Annotated in this window: 20 protein-coding genes; 9 read left to right on the top strand and 11 right to left on the bottom strand. The window is 71.1% G+C overall.

Annotated elements, in window-relative coordinates; translation table 11 throughout:
• Window positions 1-89: 89 nt before the first annotated feature.
• Window positions 90-698 (bottom strand): hypothetical protein, encoded by a 609-nt coding sequence (locus AB0N73_RS15775; RefSeq protein ID WP_363565207.1) that lies wholly within the window; start codon window positions 696-698, stop codon window positions 90-92.
• A gap of 142 nt (window positions 699-840) precedes the next feature.
• Between AB0N73_RS15775 and AB0N73_RS15770 the strand changes: the two genes are divergently transcribed.
• The 4 genes from AB0N73_RS15770 (at window position 841) to AB0N73_RS15755 (ending at window position 3,492) form a co-directional block, all read left to right on the top strand.
• A complete protein-coding gene (locus AB0N73_RS15770; RefSeq protein ID WP_363565205.1) occupies window positions 841-1,938 on the top strand; it encodes a Zn-dependent alcohol dehydrogenase in 1,098 nt (365 codons plus the stop codon).
• 85 nt (window positions 1,939-2,023) lie between these two features.
• A complete protein-coding gene (locus tag AB0N73_RS15765) occupies window positions 2,024-2,683 on the top strand; it encodes a GntR family transcriptional regulator (RefSeq protein ID WP_363565203.1) in 660 nt (219 codons plus the stop codon).
• Between the two features lie 42 nt (window positions 2,684-2,725).
• On the top strand, window positions 2,726-3,058 hold the full coding sequence (locus tag AB0N73_RS15760) for a metalloregulator ArsR/SmtB family transcription factor (protein WP_363565201.1): 333 nt from the start codon (window positions 2,726-2,728) through the stop codon (window positions 3,056-3,058).
• Window positions 3,055-3,492, top strand: a complete 438-nt coding sequence (locus AB0N73_RS15755; RefSeq protein WP_363565199.1) for an SRPBCC domain-containing protein — start codon at window positions 3,055-3,057, stop codon at window positions 3,490-3,492. The genes AB0N73_RS15760 and AB0N73_RS15755 overlap by 4 nt, the downstream gene beginning before the upstream one ends.
• A 109-nt stretch (window positions 3,493-3,601) precedes the next feature.
• On the opposite strand, the gene AB0N73_RS15750 is transcribed toward AB0N73_RS15755, so the two are convergent.
• From AB0N73_RS15750 to AB0N73_RS15730, 5 genes are read right to left on the bottom strand one after another with little or no spacing between them, the layout of a single operon-like run.
• On the bottom strand, window positions 3,602-4,852 hold the full coding sequence (locus tag AB0N73_RS15750; protein WP_363565197.1) for an ABC transporter substrate-binding protein: 1,251 nt from the start codon (window positions 4,850-4,852) through the stop codon (window positions 3,602-3,604).
• A gap of 2 nt (window positions 4,853-4,854) precedes the next feature.
• On the bottom strand, window positions 4,855-5,904 hold the full coding sequence (locus AB0N73_RS15745; RefSeq protein ID WP_363565195.1) for a branched-chain amino acid ABC transporter permease: 1,050 nt from the start codon (window positions 5,902-5,904) through the stop codon (window positions 4,855-4,857).
• Complete coding sequence (locus AB0N73_RS15740; RefSeq protein ID WP_363565193.1) at window positions 5,904-6,785, bottom strand: branched-chain amino acid ABC transporter permease; 882 nt, start codon at window positions 6,783-6,785, stop codon at window positions 5,904-5,906. Before AB0N73_RS15740 ends, AB0N73_RS15745 begins: the two co-directional genes overlap by 1 nt.
• A gap of 3 nt (window positions 6,786-6,788) precedes the next feature.
• Window positions 6,789-7,499 (bottom strand): ABC transporter ATP-binding protein, encoded by a 711-nt coding sequence (locus AB0N73_RS15735; RefSeq protein WP_363565191.1) that lies wholly within the window; start codon window positions 7,497-7,499, stop codon window positions 6,789-6,791.
• Window positions 7,486-8,265, bottom strand: coding sequence for an ABC transporter ATP-binding protein (locus AB0N73_RS15730; protein WP_363565189.1), 780 nt, complete (start codon window positions 8,263-8,265; stop codon window positions 7,486-7,488). The genes AB0N73_RS15735 and AB0N73_RS15730 overlap by 14 nt, the downstream gene beginning before the upstream one ends.
• Window positions 8,266-8,499: 234 nt before the next feature.
• Between AB0N73_RS15730 and AB0N73_RS15725 the strand changes: the two genes are divergently transcribed.
• Genes AB0N73_RS15725 through AB0N73_RS15715 form a run of 3 tightly spaced genes read left to right on the top strand, consistent with a single transcriptional unit; the run spans window position 8,500 to window position 11,600 of the window.
• Entirely contained in the window at window positions 8,500-9,864 is a 1,365-nt protein-coding gene (locus AB0N73_RS15725) for an aminomethyl transferase family protein (protein WP_363565187.1), read from the top strand.
• Between the two features lie 45 nt (window positions 9,865-9,909).
• Complete coding sequence (locus AB0N73_RS15720) at window positions 9,910-10,779, top strand: IclR family transcriptional regulator (RefSeq protein ID WP_363565185.1); 870 nt, start codon at window positions 9,910-9,912, stop codon at window positions 10,777-10,779.
• Between the two features lie 35 nt (window positions 10,780-10,814).
• Complete coding sequence (locus AB0N73_RS15715) at window positions 10,815-11,600, top strand: NAD(P)-binding domain-containing protein (protein ID WP_363565183.1); 786 nt, start codon at window positions 10,815-10,817, stop codon at window positions 11,598-11,600.
• A gap of 45 nt (window positions 11,601-11,645) precedes the next feature.
• On the opposite strand, the gene AB0N73_RS15710 is transcribed toward AB0N73_RS15715, so the two are convergent.
• Genes AB0N73_RS15710 through AB0N73_RS15695 form a run of 4 tightly spaced genes read right to left on the bottom strand, consistent with a single transcriptional unit; the run spans window position 11,646 to window position 15,558 of the window.
• On the bottom strand, window positions 11,646-12,533 hold the full coding sequence (locus tag AB0N73_RS15710; protein WP_363565181.1) for an amidohydrolase family protein: 888 nt from the start codon (window positions 12,531-12,533) through the stop codon (window positions 11,646-11,648).
• Window positions 12,530-14,164: an AMP-binding protein gene (locus AB0N73_RS15705; protein WP_363565179.1), complete on the bottom strand. Its 1,635-nt coding sequence runs from the start codon at window positions 14,162-14,164 to the stop codon at window positions 12,530-12,532. The genes AB0N73_RS15710 and AB0N73_RS15705 overlap by 4 nt, the downstream gene beginning before the upstream one ends.
• A gap of 27 nt (window positions 14,165-14,191) precedes the next feature.
• Complete coding sequence (locus tag AB0N73_RS15700; protein WP_363565177.1) at window positions 14,192-15,097, bottom strand: SDR family NAD(P)-dependent oxidoreductase; 906 nt, start codon at window positions 15,095-15,097, stop codon at window positions 14,192-14,194.
• The gene (locus AB0N73_RS15695) at window positions 15,094-15,558 is read right to left on the bottom strand and encodes a MaoC family dehydratase (RefSeq protein ID WP_363565175.1); all 465 of its coding nucleotides are present in this window, start codon (window positions 15,556-15,558) and stop codon (window positions 15,094-15,096) included. The genes AB0N73_RS15700 and AB0N73_RS15695 overlap by 4 nt, the downstream gene beginning before the upstream one ends.
• Window positions 15,559-15,713: 155 nt before the next feature.
• Between AB0N73_RS15695 and AB0N73_RS15690 the strand changes: the two genes are divergently transcribed.
• Window positions 15,714-16,175 carry a MarR family transcriptional regulator gene (locus AB0N73_RS15690; RefSeq protein ID WP_363565173.1) on the top strand — a complete coding sequence of 154 codons (462 nt, stop codon included), beginning with the start codon at window positions 15,714-15,716 and terminating at the stop codon, window positions 16,173-16,175.
• 7 nt (window positions 16,176-16,182) lie between these two features.
• On the opposite strand, the gene AB0N73_RS15685 is transcribed toward AB0N73_RS15690, so the two are convergent.
• Window positions 16,183-17,541, bottom strand: a complete 1,359-nt coding sequence (locus AB0N73_RS15685; RefSeq protein WP_363565171.1) for an aminomethyl transferase family protein — start codon at window positions 17,539-17,541, stop codon at window positions 16,183-16,185.
• A gap of 134 nt (window positions 17,542-17,675) precedes the next feature.
• Between AB0N73_RS15685 and AB0N73_RS15680 the strand changes: the two genes are divergently transcribed.
• Entirely contained in the window at window positions 17,676-18,602 is a 927-nt protein-coding gene (locus AB0N73_RS15680; protein WP_363565169.1) for a LysR family transcriptional regulator, read from the top strand.
• The last annotated feature ends 89 nt before the right edge of the window (window positions 18,603-18,691 follow it).

The following is an 18,691-nucleotide window of genomic DNA, read 5'->3' as shown; positions in this document are numbered from 1 at the left end:
CGCCACGGCCTGGACCCGCGAGACAGCACTTTCGCGCCGAGACAGCGGGTTTAACCCACGGTCTCGGCGCCGAACTGCTGTCTCGCGGGTCAGGATGCGGTGAGCCAGCGGGGCAGGAGCTCGACGATGGCGGCGGCGACCGCATCCTCGTCGCGCAGGTCGGGCCGCGTCATCCACCCGACGAGGATGCCGAGCAGCCCGCCGGCGATGTAGTCGCTCGCGGTCTGCACGAAGTGATCGCTCGCGTCGGGCCGCTCGGCGAGGATGCTGGCGCGCACACCCGAGGTCATGTCCTGCGCGACGCGCTCCCGGATGCGGTCGGTCGCTGCGGCCGACACCGCGTAGACGAAGAACCTCTGCCGAGCATCGATCGCCCGGAGCAACTCGCGCACCCCGAGCTCGGTGATGGTGCGGCGATCGGCGGCCGGAACCGTGCGACGCCGCACGTCGCGCCGGCTGATGTCGTCGAAGATCTCGTCGACGACATAGACGACGATGTCGCTGATCGCGGCGAAGTGCGTGTAGAAAGTGCTGCGTCCCACACCGGCCTTCGCGCAGACCGCGGCGACCGACACGGTCTCTCCCGACTCGAGCAGCTCATCGAGCGCATCGACGAGGCGCGTTCGCGTGCGCACCGCCCTCGGGTCTGCGGTGATCGCAAGTTCACGACGACGCGCTTCCTGCTCCCACTCGGCCATGAGGACATTGTGCCCTCCTCCTAGATAGACGACTGTCTACAACGCGCGTAGCATCGAGCGACAGGGCCATACGCCACATCGGCGGCCGCGCGGAACCCGTCCCGCGCACCGGCCCGCCACCCGAGAACAGAGGAGTTCATCGATGAAGGCAGCAGTCGTGCGCGAGTTCGGCGCCGGTTTCCACACCGAAGAGGTCACACTGGCCGACCCGGTCGGCCGCGAGGTGCTGGTCGAGGTGAAAGCGTCGGGGCTGTGCCACAGCGATGAGATCGCCGCGCGCACCAACCTCGGCTACGACGTGCCCGCGGTCTTCGGGCACGAAGTGTCGGGCATCGTCACCGCGATCGGCGATGAAGTGCGCGATGTCGCCGTCGGCGACCACGTCGTCGGGTGCCTCGTGCAGTACTGCGGCGCGTGCACGCAGTGCCTGACCGGTCACGTCGTGCTCTGCGCGAATCCGGATGCGACGGTGCGCAGCGGTCGCATCCTCGACAGCGACGGCGCCGAACTCATCCAGGGCATGGGCCTGGGCGGCTTCGCCGAGTACGCCCTGATCCACGAGAACCAGGTCGCCAAGGTTCCCGACGCGATTCCGTTTCCGCAGGCCGCTCTCCTCGGCTGCGGCGTGGTCACGGGAGCCGGCGCGGTGATGAACACCGCCGATGTCCGTCCCGGCCAGACGGTCGCCATCATCGGCACCGGCGGCGTCGGCACCAATGCCATCAGCGGTGCGGTGATCGCGGGCGCATCGAAGATCATCGCGGTCGACGTGGCCGACGACAAGCTCGACAACGCCCGCCACTTCGGTGCCACGCACACCGTCAACTCGAAGACCGTCGACGCCGTCGCCGCGGTGAAGGAGTTGACCGGAGGAGCCGGCGCCGACTTCGTGTTCGACTTCGTCGGCGCGCCCGGCGTGACCCGCTCGGGCTTCGACATGCTCGCCCAGGGCGGCGGGCTGTACCTGATCGGCGTGCTCGACCCCGCCAACCACCTCGACGTAAGCTCGTTCGAGCTCCTCGGCGGGCGCAAGCGGATCGAGGGCGTGTACATGGGTTCGACGACGCCGAAGCGCGACATCCCGATGATCGCCGAGCTCTACCTGCAGGGGCGGTACAAGCTCGACGAGCTGGTGTCGAAGACCATCTCCCTCGACGAGATCGACGAGGGATACGCGTCGCTGCGCGACCCCAAGATCAATCGCGTGGTCATCACCTCGTTCGGCGCCGACACGGACTGAGCACAGGGGGCGCGCCGCACGCGCAGATCGGTCACAATAGTGTCAACGATCTGCGCGTGCGCGCTGCTCGGGGAAGGCGATGACGATGACGCTCACCTCGGACACGGATGCGGCCGGCCCGCCGATTCCGCGAGACGTCGCGCAGCAGATCCGCGAGGCGATCCTCGGAGGCGAGTTCGCGCCCCACCAGCGCCTCATCGAGGCCGACCTCAGCGACCGCTTCGACGCGCCGCGCGCCGCCGTCCGTGCGGCGCTGCTGACCCTGTCGAGCGAGGGCCTGGTGGAGCGCCTCCCCAACCGCGGCGCGCGGGTGCGCGCCATCAGCGTCGACGAGGCGGTCGAGATCGTCGAGGTGCGCGTGGGGCTCGAGTCGCTCTGCGCCCGCAAGGCGGCCGAGAACGTCGACGACGAGGACATCGTCTCCCTCCGCGCCCTGCGCGAGGACATCGCCTCCGCGATCGGCGGCGGCGACCTCGTCGCCTACTCCCGCCTGAATCAGGACCTCGATCGACGCCTGCGCGACCTCAGCGGCCACGCCACCGCATCCCAGCTGCTCGAGCGCCTGCGCGCGCAGTCGGCCCGCCACCAGTTCCGCCTGGCGTTCCACCCCGGCCGCGCGGCGCAGTCCGCCCCCGAGCACATCGCGATCATCGACGCCGTGATCGCCCGCGACCCGGATGCGGCCGAGGCCGCGACCCGCACCCACCTCGCGGGCATCGTCGCGGTCCTCCGTTCCCTCGACTGACCGCCCTGGTGCCGATCCCGCCCCTCTGCAATACTTAGCCACATGGCTAATCAATCGGATCGGCTCGACCGCGTGCTTGCGGCGCTCGCGGATCCGACGCGCCGCACGATGCTCGACCGCATGTCGCGCGGACCGGTCTCGGTCTCGCACCTCGCCGAGCCGTTCGGCATCGCGCTGCCCACGGCGCTCAAGCACGTCGGGGTGCTCGTCGACGCGGGTCTGGTCGTGACCACCAAGCGCGGCCGGGTCCGGGCGTGCGCGGTCCGCCCGGGGGCTCTCGACGACGCCGCGGCGTGGATCACCGACCGCCAGCGCACATGGGATCACCGACTCCGGTCACTCGATCGGGTTCTGCACGAAGAGGAGACATCATGACCGACGACGTCCTCACGACCACTCTCACGCGCACCTATGCGAAGCCACCGTCGGAGGTCTTCCGCGCATGGGTCGAACCGGAACAACTCCGACGCTGGTACGCCCCCGTCGACGGATGGGTCGTCGGAGCCGCGGACGTGACACCCGGGGTGGGCGGCTCGTACACGGTCGCGTTCGGTCCGGCACCGGACGGCGACGCGTACCGCGAGCACGGCACCTACACGGTCTTCGACCCACCGCACCGGCTGGCGTGGACGGGGACGCTGGAGGGCGACGACGAGCTCACCCTGCTCACCGAGGTGACCTTCACCGCCGAGGGGGCAGGCACGCGGGTGACGGTCGTCGAGAGCGAGCTCCCCGACGCCGCGACGGTGGAGGAGCACACCGAGGGCTGGACGACCGCCCTCGAGAACCTCGCGCAGCTGCTCGCCTGATCCCCCGCCGCAACGCACCCACCCGACGCACCCACCCCGCGCAGCCTCCACCGCACGCGACGGCGGCCCGACCTCGAGGTCGGGCCGCCGGATCAGCGGATGGGGAGGGTCAGCCGAAGTCCTCGACCGTGTCGTAGCCCTTCCCGTTGTACTTCTGCACCACGACCGAGGAGACGGCGGGCTGCCCGTCGACCGTCGTGTCGACGGCGGTGCCGTCGAGCATGAGCGGCGCCTGGTAGTCGGTGATCGAGCGCAGCGCCTCCATGAAGTTCTCGCGCGTGGGCTCGGTCATCTCGGCGAACGCCTGCTCGAGCGTCGCTCCCACCATGTAGCTCCACATGCAGTGCGGGAACGCGGGCATGTCCTGGTAGTCGGCGTATTCCTTGAGCTCGGACAGGAACGTCTGCACGTCCTCGTCGTCGGCGAACGCGGGGCTCGCGGGCGCCTTGGCGAACGACACCGAGTAGACACCGGGGAACGCCTCGGCGCCGCCCGGCTGCAGGATCGCGGTGGGGCTCGACGTGTTCGAGGGGAGGAACCAGCTGGGCGTCCAGTTCAGCTGCTGCGCCTTCTGCAGCGACGAGATCACGAGCGGGGTGATCGACATCGCGTTGAAGAAGACGTCCGCGCCCGAGTTGGCGAGCTCGGTCAGCTGCGCGTCGACCGTCGTGTCGGTCGCCTCGTAGGTGAGCTCCTTGACGATCTCGATGTTGTCGGCACCCTCGACCGCCTCCTTGAAGCCCTCGAGGTAGCCCTCGCCGTAGTCGTCGTTCTGGTAGAGCACGGCCACCTTGTGCTCCTCGGGCGACGCGGCCAGCAGCTCGCCGAACGCCTGGCCCTCGTTCTGGTAGATCGGCACGAAGCCGAGCTGCCAGGGGCTCTCCTCGGTCTCGCTGAAGATCGGGTCGCCCGTCATGACGAGCACCTGGGGCACCTCGTCGGCGATCGCGGCTTCGAGGTAGGCGCGGTTGGTGGGGGTTCCGAGCCCCGAGGTCATCGCGAAGACGCTGTCCTTGAGCTGGTCGTAGTTGGCCTTCGCCTTCTGCGGGTCGTAGGCGTCGTCGAGCGCCTCGATCTCGACCGTGCGGGTCTTCCCGTCGCCGAACTCGATGCCCCCGGCGGCGTTCTTGGCGCCGAAGTAGGCGGTGATCCCGGCGACGGTGCAGGTGCCGGGGCCCGCGGTCGCGCCGCTGAGCGGGGTGGTGATGCCGAGCGACACCGTGGTGTCGGTGATGCCGGGGCTCGTCTCGGAGCCGCCGGAGGTGGAGTCCGATCCCCCGCCGCCGCGGGCGCAGCCCGCCAGCGTCAACGCGAGCGCGGAGCCCAGGGCCACGATGCCCAGGACGCTTCTCTTGCTCATGTTCATGCCTGATCTTGCCTCTCTGTGTGGGTTCGATCCGCGACGGGACGTGCCGACGCCGTGTCGGCCCGTCCGCCCGGACGACTGTCGCGCCGGCGACGCAGCCGGCGCAGCCGGGAGGGCAGGGACGCGAGCCCGCCCGGCAGCAGGAACAGCACGAGCAGCAGCAGGGCGCCCTGCAGCACTGCCGTGAGGTTGGGGTCGACGGTGTTCGTCAGCTGCGGGGCGAGCACGTAGTACGCGCCGCCGAGCAACGAACCGACGATGCTGCCGGCGCCGCCGATGACCATGGCGGCGAGCAGTTGGATGGAGTGGCCGAAGCTCATGGTCTCGGGCGAGGTGTACTGCACCACCACCATGTAGAGGAACCCGCTGACGCCGCCGATGAGGGAGGCCACCGTGAAGGCCAGCACCTTGTACCGGTAGGGCGAGATGCCCATGGATGAGGCGACCGCTTCGTTCGCCTTGACGATCGCGAAGGCGCGCCCGTACTTGCCGTGCACGAGGTTGCGGGTGAGGAGGAAGACGATGCCGCCGATGAGGATGACGAGATAGAGCTGCCACTGATCGTCGAACAGGCCCGACCACTCGGGCGCCGAGGTGAAGCGCGCCGAGATGCCCTGGGAGCCTCCGGTGACGTCCGAGAACCTCTTGGCCAGCGGCACGCCGACGATCGGCAGCGCGATGGTGACCATCGCGATGGCGAGGCCGCCCAGCCGCGCCGCGGCGAGCGCGATGAGCAGTCCCACGATGCCCGGCAGGATGATGCTCGCCAGCAGCACCAGCGCGATGTTCCAGTCGTTCTCCACGCCGTAGGCGGTGATGTACGCACCGAACCCGACGAAGAAGATCTGCCCGAGCGACACCTGGCCGGTGTAGCCCATGACGACGTTGAGTCCCAGCACCGCGACGGCGAAGACGCCGATGCGCGCGAGGGTCTGGTTGGCGAACTCGGGCAGGGCGAGTGGGACCAGCACGAGGGCGGCCACGACGACGACGCCCGCGAGGATGCGCACCCAGCGGCGCGAGAAGAGATCGGTTGCCGTGGACATCAGACGCGCACCACCGATTTCCGGCCGAACAGGCCCTGGGGTCTGACGATGAGCACCACGAAGATGAGCGCGAACGGCACGACCACCTTGAGGTCGTAGCCGATGAAGGGCACGTAGACGGCGGCCAGGTTCTCGAGCACCCCGATCAGCCAGGCGGCGATCACGACACCGATCGGACTCGACAGCCCGCCCAGGATCACGGCGGCCAGGGCGTAGACGAGGGCGTTGTCCATCATCCCCGGCGTGAGCGTGAGCTGCGGGGCGACGAGCGCGCCGGCGACGGCGCCGAGCGCCGCGGCGAGGCCCCATCCGGTCATCAGCAGCCGGCCGACCGGCAGCCCCGAGAACGAGGCGGACTGCGGGTTGATCGCGACGGCCCGGAGCGCGAGCCCCAGCTTGGTGCCGATGAAGAGCGCCTGCAGCAGCAGCATGATGGCGACGATGACCAGCGTCGTGCCGATCGAGCGGATGCTGACCGACGCCCCGAGGATCTGCACCGTGTCGAGGGGGAAGAGCGAGGCGACCTGCTGGTTGTTGTACGTCCAGAGCCACCCGCAGATACCGGTGATGAGGGTGAGCAGGCCGATGGTCACCACGACGGCGGTGTCGGGGTCACCCCGCTCGAAGCGTCGCATGACGTACCGCTCGATGAGCGCCCCCATGACGAACGACACGAGGACCGCGAGCAGGATCGCCAGGATGAGCGGCACCCCGAGGCCGGTGAACCACCAGGCGATGTACGCCGAGAGCACGGCCATGCCGCCCTGGGCGAAGTTGATGAGTCCCGTCGCCTGGTTGACCAGCACGATCGCGAGCGCGAGGGCCGCGTACACCGAGCCGATCGACAGTCCGTCGACGACGAGTTGGATGAAGGTCCCCATCGGTCACCCTCCCAGGTAGGCGCGGCGGATCTCGTCCATGCCCTTGAGCTCGGCCGAGGTTCCGGTCAGGACGTTGCGGCCGGTCTCGAGGACGGTCGCCGTGTCGACGATCCGGAAGGCCAGGTTGGCGTTCTGCTCGACGACGAGCATCGCGATGCCGGACTCCCGACGCAGCCGCGCGACCGCGTCGTAGACGTTGCGGGCCGTGCTGGGCGCGAGCCCGAGCGAAGCCTCATCCAGCAGCAGCAGGCGCGGCCGCGCCATGAACGCCCGCGCGACGGCGAGCATCTGCTGCTCGCCGCCCGACAGCGCCGAGGCGTGCGATCGGATGCGTTCGGCCAGGTTGGGGAAGAGCTCGAGGCAGTAGTCGATGTCGGACTGCACCCCCGCCCGGTCGCGCCGCAGGTACGCCCCGACCTTGAGGTTCTCGCGCACGGTGAGCCCGCCGAGCGTTCCCCGCCCCTCGGGCACGTGGGCGATGCCGATCGCGGCGATCTGCTCCGGACGGCGCCCGCGGATGTCGGCGCCGTCGAATCGGATGCTGCCGCCGGTGCGCACGGCGCCGCTGATGGCGCGGAGCGTCGTGGTCTTGCCCGCGCCGTTGGCGCCCAGGATGCCGACCGCCCCGCCCTCGGGCACCGACAGCGAGACGCCGTCGAGCACCTGCACCGGCCCGTAGAACGCGGTGACGTCCTCCAGCTCAAGCAGCGTCATCGGCGGCGTCCTTTCCGATGTAGGCCTCGATGACCCGCGGATCGGACTGCGCCTGCGCGGCGGTGCCCTCCATGAGCTTGCGCCCATGGTCGAGCACGACGACCCGGTCGGTGAGGGCGGCGATGAGCCCCATGTGGTGCTCGACGATCACGACGGTCACGTCGTCGTCGCGGATGCGGCGGACGGTCTCGATCAGCTGCTCCACCTCGGTGTGGGGCAGACCCGCCGCCGGTTCGTCCAGCAGCAGGAGCTTCGGGCCGGACAGCATCGCCCGGCACAGTTCGATGCCCTTGTGGAGGCCGTGCGAGAGTTCTTCGGCCGGGAGCCTCGCCGCCCACCCCAGGCCGCTGCGCTCGAGCAGCGCCATCGCCTCCGCGCGCAGCTGCCGCTCGGACCGCGTGGTGCGCGGCATCCGCACCGACCATTCGAGCGGTCCGCCCGGCAGGCGGGTGTGCGCGCCGAGCAGCACGTTCTCGAGCACGCTCGCGTGCAGCTGCAGTGCCGGGTGCTGGAACGTGCGGGCGAGTCCGTGCTTCACGAGTCCCGCGGGAGCCGCGCCGCTCACCTCGTCGCCGTCGATGCGGATGGAGCCGGAGCTGGGCTTGTAGTGGCCGCTGATGCAGTTGAACAGCGACGTCTTGCCGGCGCCGTTGGGCCCGACGAGACCGAAGATCTGTCCGGGCTCGACCTCGAAACCGACATCGTGGAGCACCGTGATGCCGCCGAACCGGAGGTTCACATCCTGGAGAGTGAGTCGCGCCGCCATCGGCCGCCTTTCTCGTCGGTGCTTCGTTGCACGACCGGGGACGGGCCCCGTTCTTGGGACGGTACGGAGTCGCCCGAAGATTGTCAACGATATTGGCTCACATCTGCGTGCAGCCCCTCCTGCCACTCTGGCGCGACCGCGGGTCGCGAACCCGACGGATTCACTTCATGCGAAATTGCCGCCCGTCGAACCGCCGCGGGGCGCAGGCTCGCAGCGACGAAAGGAAAGTCGACGATGACATCCGAATCCCTCGCCGAGGCCATCACCCGGGTCGGTGACCCCCTCCAGCTGCTGCGCAATCAGAACTGGCCGGCGTTCACGTTCCCGGTGGCCCCCGAGTTCACCAACTGGCGCGACGAGCAGCGCTCGTGGAACACGACGGTCGCCCTCATGGACCAGTCGCACCACATGACCCAGCTGTTCCTCGGCGGCGCCGATCTCCTGCCGCTGCTGGCCTCGATCTCGCCCAACACGTTCGCGACGTTCCGTCCGGGCGTCGCGAAGCAGCTCATCGCCGTCAACGAGGCCGGCTACCTCATCGGCGACGGCATCCTGTTCTACAACGAGGACGCCCCCGAGGGCCTCGTGCTGATCGGCCACCACATCCTCATCGACTGGGTGCGGTACCACGTGGAACGCGCCCAGGCCGAGGGCCGCGACGTGCACTCCCGCCTGGAGGCCAACTCGCACATGCGGCAGGGCCCTCCCACGTTCTACCGGTACGAACTGCAGGGCCCGCGCGCGGTCGAGGTGATGGAGGACCTGTTCGGCGGCCCCGTGCCGGAGGTCAAGTTCTTCCACATCGGCGATTTCACGATCGGCGGCCGGGCGGTCAAGGGGCTGCGTCACGGCATGGCCGGACAGCCCGGGTTCGAGTTCTTCGGGCCCTGGGAGGACGCCGACGCGGTTCTCGCCGCGATCCTCGAGGCGGGAGCCCCGCACGACATCCGCCGCGTGGGCGCGAAGGCCTACTCGGCCACGCCGCTCGAATCGGGGTGGGTGCCGACCCCCTTCCCCGCGGTGTTCGACGACGACATGGCCGCCTACCGCGAGTGGCTGCCCGCCGCGCGCATCGGCTCGGTCGCGGGATCGCTCGTCTCCGACGACATCCGCGACTTCTATCTCACGCCGTACGACATCGGTCTCGGGCGCTCGGTGCGCTTCGACCACGACTTCATCGGACGCGCCGCCCTCGAGCAGCACGCCGCGGCGCCCCGTCGCCGCAAGGCGACGCTGCTGTGGAACGCCGACGACGTGGCGGATGTGGTGCGCTCGCAGCTCGAGCCGGGCGTGCCCGCGAAGTTCCTCGACTTCCCCAAGGCCCGCTATGGGCTGTACCAGATGGATGAGGTGCGTCAGGACGGGCGCCGTGTCGGCATCTCGACCGATGCCGGGTACATCGCCTTCGACCAGCTGTACATGTCGCTCGCGACGATCGACGTCGACGTGCCGGACGGCGCCGTCGTCGAGGTCGTCTGGGGCGAGGATCCGATCTCGGCCAAGGACTCCGTCGACGCCCGGCACCGACAGGTGTCGATCCGCGCGACCGTGGCCCCGGCGCCGTACCACGAGTGGGCGCGCACGGTGTATCGCGCCTGAGGCCCGCGCTCGCGGTCGGTAGTCTCGGCGGCAGAGGAGGTCGCGATGGCGCGGTCGTCGGATGGCGAGTCGGCTCTGCACCGGCACCTGCGGGTGCTCGATGCCTTCGACGCGCTCCGCCCGTTCCTCACCCTCACCGAGATCGCGGATGCCGCGGGCATGGCGCCCTCGACGACCCATCGCCTGGTGGGCGAGCTCGTGGCCGAGGGGCTGCTCGAACGCCTCCCGGATCGCACGTACCGGCTCGGCGTCCGGCTGTGGGAGTTCGCCTCCCGCACGCCGGGCGCCGTGGGCCTGCGCGAAGTCGCACGCCCGTGGCTCGCGGCCGCGCACGCCCGCATCCGGCAGCACGTGCAGCTCGGCGTGCGCTCGGGAACGGACGTGCTGTTCATCGAGCGGATGTCGGCTCCCGGCGCGGTGATGAACGCGACGCTCATCGGCGGCCGCATCCCGCTCCACGCCTCCGCGGGCGGGCTCGTGCTGCTCGCCCACGCCCCCGAGGGCGCCGTCGACGAGGTCATCGCCGCGGGGCTGCGCGTCTACACGCCGCACACCCTGGCCAGGCCGGCGTCGCTGCACGATGCCCTTCGCCGCGTGCGCGCGGACGGCTTCGCGGTGACGGCCGGCCACATCCACGAGGAGTCGACCGGCGTCGCCGTGCCGGTGCGCGGCCCCGACGGCTCGGTCTACGCGGCACTGGGGGCCGTGGTACCCAACGACGGCACCGCCGCTCGCGCGGCCCTCGAGGTTCTCGGCGTGGCGGCGGCGGGCGTCGGGCGCGCCCTGGCCGACGCCTACGCACGAGCCGGAGACGACGACGCCGTGCACGGACCGCGGCCCGACGCGGGCATCTCGCCCCGTTCGTGGGACTACATCGCCACGCTCGCCCGCCGCGCGCGCGTACCGGGCAGGTGACCGCGGATGCGGCGGGTGGGCTATGGTCGGACGCCATGACGCGCGTGGCGATCCTGGGACTCGGCGATGCCGGCGGCCGATACTTCCGCGGGCTCACCGCCGCCGGTGCGACCGTGCGGGGATTCGACCCGTTCACGGAGCCGGCCGACGGCGTGCGGCGGGAGGACGACGTCGCCGCGACCGTCGCCGGAGCCGAGATCGTGCTGAGCCTGGTCGGCGCCCATGCCGCCGTGGAGGCGGCGGATGCGGCTCTTCCGCTGCTCGATGCGGGCGCGATCTACGCCGACATGAACACGGCGTCGCGCGCGGTGAAGACAGAGGTCGCCACCCAGGGCCGCCGGCACGCGCGCTCGGTCGTCGACGTGGCGGTGCTGGCTCCGGTGCACCGAGCCGCCGAGCGCACGCCGCTGCTCGTCACGGGCGACGACGCTGCCGCCTTCGCGCGCGTCTTCGCCGCCTACGGCGCGCCCGTCGAGGCCCACGCCGGCGTCGTGGGGGATGCCGCCGAGCTCAAGCTCCTGCGGAGCGTGTTCATGAAGGGACTCAGCGCCCTCGTGATCGAGAGCCTCGACACGGCGCGCGCGTTGGGCGCCGAGGACTGGCTGCGCGGGCAGATCGCGGGCGAACTGGCGGCGCCGGGCGCCGGCGAGGACGAGACGGCCGCCGTCCGGCATCTCGTGGACGGCGCGCACAAGCACGCCGCGCGTCGTGAGCGCGAGGTCCGCGACGCGCTCGCGATCGTCGAATCCACCGGGCTCCCCGCCGACATGACGCGCGCGACCCTGGTGTGGGCCGCGCGCATCCTCGCCGAGCGCGGCTGACCGAGGCCGGTCGGTCCGTCTCGGCGGACGGCCGCCGTCGTGTCGTCAGGTGGTCTCCAGACCGAGCAGACGCAGCGCGTTGCCCCTGATGATCCGGTCGACCGCCGCCTCGGGGAACTCGAGCGCGGCGAAGTCGTCGAACCACCGGTCGGGGGTGAGGGCGGGGAAATCGGAACCGAACAGCATCTTGTGCGAGAGGTATGAGCGCGCCGCGCGCGTCAGCGCCGGGCCGAAGTAGCGGGGCGACCACCCCGACAGGTCGATCCACGTGTTGATCTTGTGCGTCGCGATCGAGATCGCCTCGTCCTGCCAGGGCACGCTCGGGTGCGCCATGACGATCTGCAGATCGGGATGACGCGCGGCCACCTCGTCGAGCAGCATCGGGTTCGACAGTCCCAGCCGGAGTCCCCCACCGCCGGGCATACCCGCTCCCACGCCCGTCTGGCCGGTGTGCACGACGATGGGGAGCCCGAGCTCCTCGATCGCCGCGAACAGCGCGATGAACCGGGGGTCGGACGGGTCGAACCCCTGCACCGTGGGGTGGAACTTGAATCCGCGCACCCCGAGATCGCCGGCCTGCCGGCGCGCCTCGTCGACGGCGGCGTCGCCCTGCAGGGGGTCGACCGATCCGAACGGGATGAGGATGTCGGCGTTGCGTTCGGCGCCGGCCACCAGATCGTCGATGCGATTCGGGGCGTGGCCGAGGTGCGTCGTCGCATCGACCGTGAACACGACGGCGGCGACCCGTCGTTCGCGGAAGTACTCCGCCGTCTCGTCGACCGTGCGCACCGGATCGCTCTGCCCGAAGTAGCGATCCATGGCCTCGATGAACGCGGGCGGCAGCGCCGTGCGCCCGCTGTCGTCGATCTGGATGTGGACGTGCGTGTCGATCGCGCGGACGGCCGCGGGGTCGACACGCAGACGGTAGGTCATCGCGTCACCCGCAGGGTTCCGGTCGGGGCGGTCGAGGGGTCGAGCTGACCCGAGATCCCCGCCTTGAGCCGGGGCAGGTCGACCTTGCCGTGCGGGCTCCGCTCCAGGGTGTCCTGCACGACGAGGTTCCGCGGGCGCTTGTACCCGGCCAGCCGCGCGTCCAGGTGCGTGCGGAGGCCCTCGACGTCGACGTCCAGGCCGCCCTCGGTCACGACGACGGCGGTGACCACCTCCCCGTAGCGGGGGTCGGGGGTGCCGAAGACGACGGCATCCGTGATGCCCGGGAACGACAGCAGCGCCTCCTCCACCTCGGCGGGATACACCTTCTCGCCGCCGGTGTTGACGACGGCGCTCCCCCGGCCGAGGAGTTCGACCGTGCCGTCGCCGCGGGCGATGGCCCAGTCGCCCGGCATCACGTAGCGCACGCCGTCGACGACCGGGAATGTCTCCCGCGTCTTCTTCTCGTCGCGGTAGTACCCGTGCGGCAGCGGGCCACGGAAGGCGAGGATGCCGCGGCCGCCCTCGACCCCCGACACGTCGCGGAACTCGTCGTCCAGCACCACCGCTCCGGGCAGGAGACGCAGCTGCCCCGGCAGGTCGTCGGCGCTCGCGGTGACGTTGACGGCGTACGGACCGCCCTCGGTGGAGGCGAGGAGGTCGGTGATCGTGATGTCGCCGACGGCGTGGAGCCGACGCTTGACCTGCGGGCTGAACCGCATCCCCGAACTGATCACCGACGACACCCGTCCGAACGGCGTGAGCCTGAGACCTTCGACGGCCTCGACGAGCGGGAGTGCGATCGCGTCGCCCGCGACGATGATCCTCGTCGCTCCCCCGGTCACCGCCAGACGCGCGGCGCCCTCGGGATCGAACCGCGGCGACGACGTGACCAGCACGGTCCCGCCGAGGATGAGGGTGTTCATCGAGGTGAACAGCGCCGTGCCGTGCATGAAGGGCGCGAGGGGCAGCGTCACCGTCAGCGGCCGGGTCGGATCGGCGGCGACCGCCACCACATCCGCCATCGTCTCGGGCATGGGGAGCCCCGCCGTGCCGTAGATCGAGTACATCTGCACCGCGAGGATGTCGGAGGCCCCCCAGACGACGGCCTTCGGCAACCCGGTGGTGCCACCGGTGAACAGGCGCAGTTCGCCGCCCTCCGGCGCCGACGCGGGCAGTTCGGCCGTGCCGGCGATCGCGTCGGTCCAGGCCACCGCTCCCGAGGGAGCGGCCTCGCCCGCGTCGTCGATCGCGATCAGCGCCGGTGCGGATGCGTCACCCACCGCGTCGGCGACGACGCGCGAGAGCGAGGTCGGGAAGATGAGCGCCCGGGTGTCCGAGGCCGCGATGAGGTCGCGAAGCTCCACGGCGCGGTAGCGGAAGTTCATCGGCACGGGGGCGAGACCGGTGGCGAAGCACGCGAACAGCGCCACGAGGTACTCGGGCCGGTTGTACGAGAAGATCGCGACCGCATCCCCCTGCCGCAGCCCCTGCCGCTCGAGGTGCGCCGCGAGGGCACCCGCCTGCGCCACGAGCTCGGCGTAGGTCGTCTCCCCCTCGGGCGCGACGATCGCCGCGCGGTCGGGCAACGCGCGCGCGACCGCCTGCCAGACATCCGTGTAGTGACCGTGCATGCGAACGTCCTTGTCCGTGTGTGTCCGTCAGTCGAGCGACGGGGGTCCCGAGGGCTGGGCGTGAGCGGAGAGCCGGTCCCGCCAGGCGTCTCCGATGCCGGCGGCATCCCATCCGCCGTCGTGGTCGAGCGTGGCGAGCGCGCTCGGGTGCGCGTAGAGCGTGAGCCGGTCGCCGCCGATGCCGATCGCCTGACCGGTGACGTCGGCCGCGTCCGCCGATGCCAGCCAGACGATGAGGGGAGCGACGTCCTCCGGCGTGCCGAGCGCATGCTCCCGCCGGTAGGTCTCGGGGATGCCGGCGCCGGCGAGGTAGTCCTCGTACACCTGGGTGTAGGCGGGGATCGTGGCCGTCATGGGGCTGAGCGCCGTGGGGATCACCGCGTTGGCCGTGATGCCGGCGCGCGCGAGCTCGAGCGACCACGTGCGGGCCATCGCCACCAGCCCGGCCTTGACCGCGGCGTAGTTGGTCTGTCCGAAGCTGCCGTACTGCCCGGCGGGCGAGCCGATCAGCAGGATGCGCCCGCCCTCGCCCTGCTCGCGCATGGCCGCGGCGGCGGCCCGCCCGCAGGTGAACGATCCGCGCAGGTGGGTGTCGACGACGAGGTCGAAGTCGTCGTCCGACATCTTCCACAGCACCCGGTCGCGCAGCACGCCCGCGTTCGCCACGAGGATGTCGAGGCGGCCGAACGTCTCCTGGGCCGCGGCGACCAGGGCGTCGGCCGTTTCGGCCGAGCCGACCGGGGCCACGACCGCCGTCGCACGGCCACCCGCGGTGCGGATCTCCTCGACGACCGCGGCCGCACTGTCGGCGTCGACGTCGTTGACGACGACGTCCGCCCCCGCCTCGGCGAGCGCGAGGGCGTACGCGCGGCCCAGGCTGCGTCCCGCTCCGGTGACGATCGCGACGCGACCGTCCAGGCGCACGGCGCTCACCGGTAGTACCTCAGAACGAGCTCCGCCACGCAGGCGGGCTTGGGCGAGCCCTCGACCTCGAAGGTCACCGGCACCTCGATCTGCACACCCCCGGCGACCTCGGTGGCGGCGGAGACCTCACCCGACACCCGGATGCGGGAGCCCACCGGCACCGGCGCCGGGAAGCGCACGCGGTTGAGGCCGTAGTTGATCCCCATCCCCGCGTCCGTCACCTCGAAGACCTCGGCCATGAGCGGAACGACCAGGCTGAGCGTGAGGAGTCCGTGCGCGATGCGCGTGCCGAACGGCGTCGCGGCGGCGACCTCGGCGTCGAGGTGGATGGGGTTGTGGTCGCCCGTCACGCGAGCGAACAGGTTCACGTCGTCCTGGCTGATCTCGCGCCAGGAGGACGGGCCGAACGTGCGACCCGCCGCCGAGGCGAGGTCGTCCAGTCGCAGCGAGAGCGCGGTCGAATCGGGCATCTGGGGTCCTTCGCATCGGTGCGGCCCGGGCGGCATCGCCCGGGCGTCAATTACAGGCTGCCTGAAACTGTAGAGACGAATGCCGCCCAGGTCAACCGTTCGCCCGAACACCGCCCGGCGACCTGCGCTAGCGTGAGCGCCGCGGGGAGGAATGCATGGAACACCAGCGCGGACGCTCGGTCTACGGCGTCAAACAGCTCGAACTGGCGCTACGCCCGCGGTTTTTCGCGGCGTGCGCGCAGGCGGGCATGACCGCCGCCCAGTACACGGCGCTGTCCGTGCTGCGCACCCGCCCGGGCATCACCAGCTCCGAGCTGGCGCGCCGCTCCTTCGTCCGCGCGCAGACCATGGCGGCGACGATGGACCCGCTGCTGGAGGCCGGACTCGTGCACCGCCAACGCGACCCCCTGCACGGGCGGCGGATGCTCCTCGCGATCACCCCGGCCGGCGTCGAGACGCTCGACCGGCTCGACCCGCAGGTGGCGCAGGTCGAGGAGCTCATGTTCGCCGACTTCGACGACGACGAGCGCGCGACCTTCGAGCGTCTCCTCCATCGCGCACGGCACGCGTTGGACGTCCGCGAGCACGAGCCAGCCCCCGTGCCCGCGGACGAGTGAGACGCGCTCAGGCGGTGCGGTAGGTCTCCCGGGCGAACCGGGAGAACGGCGCCGGCGCAACCGTGGCGCGGATGTCGATCTGGCGATGCCGCTCGACCGCGGGCTTGGCGGAGGTGGGCTCTTCGCCCCACGTGACGACGACGCGGGTGCCGGGCTCGGCGAAGGCCGGCGCGACGCTCGCCAGCGAGACGAACACCTGCTCACCGGTGATGTAGCCGACGTCGTGCGAGATGCCCGCGTCGACGCCATCGACGCTCACGCGATCGACCTGGTAGAGCCCGTATCGAGCCTTGGGGAAGTCGATGTACTTCGCGGGCACGCCCTCCTCGTACAGCGAACGCTGCGCGGCCGCCACATCCTCCGGATCCCAGACGAGCGTCACCTTCGTGCGCTGCTCCGCGGCCGCATGCCGCTCGAGCGCCGCGCGGCCGATGAACTCGTGATCGAAGGCGACACTGCGCCCGTAGCCGAGGTCGTAGGGCGTCAGGTAGTAGTCCTCGATGTCGTCCGCGACGAAGCTGCCGGCGAGCGACCCGAGACGGGCGGCGGGAAGCCACGCCAGGTACTCGGCGCTGCGGCGACCCGTGAAGATCGCCGGGAGGGGCGAGGGCACCCACGCCGACTCGAGGTTGGCCGACGAGTACGCCTTCGCGCCCACGCGCACCAGGTCGAACTCGGCGCCGGCCGCGAGGATCGCCGCGAGGATGCGCTCGCCCTCCTCCCAGGGCCCGAACAGCTCGAAGCCGGGTTGCCCCGCCATCCCGTGCCGGAGGGAGCGCACCCGCACCCCGTCGATCTCGAACGTCGCCATGCCGAAGAACTTCGTCTTCGGCACCGACGCCCCGGTGAGCTTCTCCATGAGCGCGAGGGAGTGCGGGCCCTGCAGCTCGTAGCGGTAGAGCCGCGGGGGCACACCCGCATCCCGCATGAGGGTGTTGGCGTCGCGCTCGAAGGTCACGTCGTAGTCGCCCGTCTCGCCGATGAACTGCACCCAGTCGAGCACCATGTACCAGCCGACGAGATCGTAGACGTCCTCCTCCAGGTGGAACAGGATGGCATCGCCGATGAGGTAGCCCTCGTCGTTCACCGCCACGAACTGCTTGGCCGCGTCGACGGGGAAGGTCGCGAAGCTGTTGACCCCGGTCTCGGAGAGCAGCCGCGCCGCATCCGGGCCCGAGATGAACAGGTCGGTCATGTGGTGGGACTGGTCGAGCAGCGCCACGCTCTCGCGCCACGACCGCTGCTCGGATCGCCAGTTGCTGAACTCGGGCGTCACGGGGAAGATCGTCGGCCGCGCCTGCGCGTTGCGCAGCAACGGCAGCGGACCTCCGGCTCGGGCGATCGCATCAGCGGCGGACTCGGTCATCGTGAACTCCTTCGTTCCGGATGCGCGGATGGCGCACGGTCCACGGTAGAAGCCCTGGCGAATGAACGTGTCGTTCCCCGATAATCGATGCTTATGGAACGGCAACGATGCCTTAGCCCCCGCCCGGGGTGCGCGTGGACCTGAATCTGCTGCGCGTCTTCGTGGCGATCGACGAGACCCGCAGCCTCACCGCGGCCGCCGCACGCCTGTTCGTCACCCAGCCGGCGGTGAGCCAGGCGCTCGGCCGGCTGCGCCGGGACCTCGACGATCCCCTCTTCGTGCGCGTGGGCCGCGCGATGCAGCCGACGCCGCTCGCCGTCAGCATCGCGCCCGGATTCCGCGAGGCCGTGACCGCGGTCGACCGCACACTCGACAGCGTGCACGGGTTCGACCCCGCCGCATCCGATCGCGTGTTCCGCATCGCCCTGTCGGAGCTCGGCGAGATCGGCTGGCTCCCGGCGATCGTGCGCGCCGTCCGCCGCCATGCGCCCGCCATGCGCATCGAGGCCGTGGCGATGGATGTCGCCGCCCTGCCCGACTGGCTCGGGCGCGGCACGGTCGACCTCGCCGTCACCCCCGCGCCGGTGCCGGGCGGGTTCGGCCGGGTCGTGCTGAAGTCGCAGCGCTACGGCGTCGTGATGGGAGCGCCCCATCCGCTGGCCGAAGGTGAACTCACCCTCGAGGCGTATGCGCGCGCCGGGCACGTGGTCGTCGCGAGCGACTCGGGGGCGTCGGTGCTCGCGCAGGCGCAGCGTCGCGCCGGGCTCGCGATCGAGCCGCGGGTCGCGGCCAACCACGTCGCGGCGCTGCCGCCCCTCCTCGCCGGCAGCCGCGATCTCGTCGCGACGATGCCCGACACGATCGCCGAGGGGTGGGCGCGCACGTGGCCGCTCGTGGTGCGCCCGCTCCCGTTCGAGATGCCGCCGGTGGATGTGGCGCTCTACCGCCGCTCGACCACCCAGCACGCGGCCGCGCTCGACTGGCTCTTCGAGACCGTGACCGGCGCCATCCGCGGCTCCTCCGGCCGCTTCGAGTCCATCTCCGGCGACGCCCGACCCTGACCCCGCCCAGGTTCCGGCCCGGTTACCGTTCCGGCCCGGCCCCCGCTGGGGGCACCCACCCGCCGAGCGCACATCCCGTCGCCGAGCGC

It is taken from the genome of Microbacterium sp. NPDC089189 (assembly GCF_040685095.1).
Lineage (GTDB): Bacteria > Actinomycetota > Actinomycetes > Actinomycetales > Microbacteriaceae > Microbacterium.
Note: the sequence above shows the minus strand (reverse complement) of the source record. Positions and strands in the feature narration are given on the sequence as shown.